This window comes from Rhodohalobacter sp. 8-1 (assembly GCF_038150125.1).
GTDB lineage: Bacteria > Bacteroidota > Rhodothermia > Balneolales > Balneolaceae > SW132.
Genome location: NZ_JBBVMF010000052.1, coordinates 1 through 1318 on the forward strand (window position 1 = coordinate 1; position 1318 = coordinate 1318).

General features: G+C 43.8%; 1 protein-coding gene. It reads right to left on the reverse strand.

Features of this window, described 5'->3' with window-relative positions; all coding sequences use genetic code 11:
• Positions 1 to 263: 263 nt before the first annotated feature.
• Positions 264 to 1124, reverse strand: a complete 861-nt coding sequence (locus AABW11_RS19960; protein ID WP_340107094.1) for a methylated-DNA--[protein]-cysteine S-methyltransferase — start codon at positions 1122 to 1124, stop codon at positions 264 to 266.
• Positions 1125 to 1318: the final 194 nt, after the last annotated feature.

Genomic DNA, 1318 nt, shown 5'->3' on the forward strand with positions numbered 1-1318 from the left:
GCGTGAGCGAATTCATCGTTTTCAATATCGCATTGTCATCACGCCGCCGCAAACCCAGTCTAATCATCGTCATTCTGAATAAAACAGTGGTTTTCCGTTTTTATGCCCCGTGAGGGATGCCGTGGGCAAAGAATCTGTATTAGTAACATATTTTGTTTAATCAAATAACTGGTTTAAGCTTATGAATAACTCATCTCACATAATAAAACAGTGCTTAGGATTATTACAGGTACCAACAAACTTGACAGTTGAACCTCATATACTTATTCTGACTCTTTAGATATCCGTACGGCCTCCCACCCTATCATCGCAATCTTTCTGTTTATTCCCCAGCGGTAGTTTCCAAAATCGCCTGCTGCCGGAACAATTCTGTGGCACGGGATAAAAAACGCGATTGGGTTTTTGCCCACAGCTGATCCAACCGCCCGCAATGCTTTTGGATTATTAATCTCCATTGCTACATCCGAGCAACAGCTCAACTCTCCTTCTGGTATATGTAACAGAGTTTTCCAGACAGTGATTTGAAACGGTGTCCCCTTCACATGCAAATTAATCATACTCTCCGGTAATCCTGGTTTTCCGAAAAAATCGGCCATTATGATATGTTCGAGCTTTTCATCATGCTTGATTTCAGCTTCCGGAAATTCGTCTTCCAAGATATTTGAGCATTGCTGTTCCTCAGAAAGAAATGACACCCTGCAGATACCTTTGCCGGCTGAGGCAACCATCATCCTGCCAAACGGAGTGTGCTGTACAGAGTAGTTAATTACCAGGGACTTCCCGCCATCTTTGCAGTTTTCAGGTTCCATTCTGCTGATGTTCAGAAACCGATCGTAATGCCATGACTTGCTGGACGATGGCATATCATCGGCTGTATCAAACAGATCAGGTTTGTTAGAATTTTCTCTTTTCGTCAGCTGGGAAGACAACTTTCGAGAGAAGGTTTCAGGATCGACGTCCGACCAATCAGTGAAAATCCGTCGGAATTCGTCAACCTCAAGCTTTGCAGCCTCTGCCAGTCTTTCTACTGATGGAGACATTTGGCGATGACTCGCCATGTAACCCATCGCATTTTCTATCTGATAGTAGTTTTGGCACACTCCGGGCTGCATGTCTTGCTTCATAATTTTAGTTCATGTGGGCTTCCTAAGCTAACCATTCTGTCCGTAGTTATGGTTCATAAAATTCAAACCAGCCAGGTCGGTGAAAAAGTTACCACTCGCCCCACCATTTTTACCGCTTAGCCAACAATTTTACCACTCATCGAAAGGCGCTTTTAATCTTGTAACCGCTGTACGAATCATTGCGTAACCGAGGT

Bases quoted from the DNA above. Each gene is read 5' to 3' on its own strand.
- AABW11_RS19960 (WP_340107094.1), bottom strand. From the start codon at position 1,124: ATGAAGCAAGACATGCAGCCCGGAGTGTGCCAAAACTACTATCAGATA.